At 57.8% G+C, this 2,155-nt stretch carries 1 protein-coding gene; it reads right to left on the bottom strand.

The window, feature by feature from the left end; genetic code table 11:
- Positions 1–41 precede the first annotated feature (41 nt).
- Positions 42–1,496 (bottom strand): metallophosphoesterase, encoded by a 1,455-nt coding sequence (locus tag EOA75_RS32150; RefSeq protein WP_245466811.1) that lies wholly within the window; start codon positions 1,494–1,496, stop codon positions 42–44.
- Positions 1,497–2,155 lie beyond the last annotated feature (659 nt).

The raw sequence follows: 2,155 nt of genomic DNA on the forward strand, positions 1-2,155 counted from the left end.
AACCTTGACGCGCCAAGGACAAGCAAGTCGATCGGGGGAGATCAGGCCGCCTTCGGCCTGATCGGCGAGATCTCCAAGTCGCCACTGAAGAGGGATGAACCCGCTTTGCCGTCAGCACGCAACTCGCGCATCGTCAGGTGCATTTCCTTGTCACTTAAGCGGAAGACGCAGTAGGTGTTGCGTTCGTTGCCGGGAAGCCGCACCGGCGAAACGCCAGAACTGCCGTTTGAAACGACATAGATTGCCGGCTGTTGTGGAGCACCGGCAAGCGACTGATTGTCGTATTTCACCACCCGTGGCATGTGCTCGTGGCCGTGAACTGCCAGTTGCACTCCAGCCTGCTGAGCCGCGTCCAGAATTCGCGGAGCATCTACCGAAAGCGTTATGCCCTTCTTGTTCAGTGTCGCGACGCTGGTCACTGGCAAAAGATGGTGATGTAGGGCCATGATCTTGAATGTCGGTCGATCGATCCGCTCGGCGCCGAGTTCGCGCAAGGCGTCGATCCCACTCTCGCCGATGTAGCCGTACTCGCTCCATTCGGTTTGCACGATGGTGCATGAGTTCAGCACCCCGATCAGTACATCTACATCACCGAGCTGCAGTCGTCGGACATAGTTCAGCGTTTCCCTCCAACTACGGCCTATCAGCTCCTCGCAGAAGACCCGGTACTGAAGCTCATGCTCGTATGTCGCTTGGTTGCTCACTGCCAGCTTGGCTGGATCGACGCTCGACGGATCCATCGCGCGGACAATATCATGGTTTCCGGGAACGGCTACGATCTGGTCTCGCTCGATACCGAGCGCCTTGGTGAGGCTTGCAAACTCGGCCAGGATGCTACTGCGTCTGGCTTGGCTCCAGTCGCCCTTGGTGGTGAAGTCGCCAGTAACCAGGATCGTGCCGATATCGTTCTTGGCCCCTATCCTGCCCAGGTCATCCATAAGGGCCTCTGTGAGCGTCTTCTTCGTGTTCCCGACAGCCGGTGTCTCGCCCTGCAGGAGAAAGTCATAGTCCGGACCGAAATGAAGATCGGACAGGTGGAGAATCGCCGACCGATTGGCGCGGGTCGTCCCGGCTACGCGATCGGGTTGATGGGCCCTCCGGTCAAGTGGCACCAGAGTGTGGTCACCAAACCTGTTTGCTACCTCGTCGAGATATTCGCATGCCTGGATCTCGACGAGCTTGAACCAGCCGAAGATTCGGTCACGCTCGTCGACATAGTAGCTTGGGACGGCAGCCAGCTCGTCACCGCCCAGCAACCCCCGGTGCCAGATCTCCACCGTCGCAGTGAACATCCGTCTAGTGGAGCGGTCGACAATATAGGCGACCGTTGGGCTCTTGAGGGTGTCGAGTGCATCAAGGTGCTCGTCTTCGAACGTCTTCTTCCACCAGCCCCACCAGACGAAGCCCTTGGTTGAAATAATCTCTTGGTGGGACTGAATGGTATCGACGCCTGGCGTAGTGTCCCTGAACCTAAGCGCTATGACCGGTGTTGCCACTCTGCAGTTCTCCAAAAGGGTGGTTTCGGGATGCGCCACTGCTCCAGTGCCGGATACGCACGAAACAGTTCAGTCGGTGATTGCTCGGAGGTCAGGTATGCCCGCAATGCCTGAATTAGATGATGGCCGTCGCTGGCCACGGCGACTTCGTTTTGTGAACTCCATAAACCGATACTATCCCGGCCACGTGCCCGCCGGCTTACATGAGGCCAGGTCCATCCCTCGGCTCCAGGGACTTGGGCCACTGTCGACAGACCGGTGGAGTATGGCGAATCACGGATAGCGAGCTGATAGTCGTTAATCGTAAAGCGAATCCATCGCCCCGGCTCAATGTGGGATGGTGGCATAGTAGGTTCGCTTTTGACCGATATGCTGACAAGGTCCCCACGTCGGGCATCTCCATCGGAACTTATGCCCCCAGGCCTCCTGACGGCCACCTGTTCGAACTCTGGCGAAAGGTAATCTACCGCGATGCCAGTTTCATCTAGAATTCCCCATCCATCGACCCACCTAGCGAGTTCTTCTCGTTCCGCCCTAGCGGTTGGCCGGGTATGCTCTGGCCAAAGGGTTACAAGGATTTGTCCTCCTTGGCCGACGACTGAAGCTGCCCATGCTAGCCATCGTTTTGCCTCGGCTGGATACCAAGGTGGATCCAAAAC

Origin of the sequence: Mesorhizobium sp. M1A.F.Ca.IN.022.07.1.1, assembly GCF_003997575.1 — a bacterium.
Taxonomy (GTDB): domain Bacteria; phylum Pseudomonadota; class Alphaproteobacteria; order Rhizobiales; family Rhizobiaceae; genus Mesorhizobium.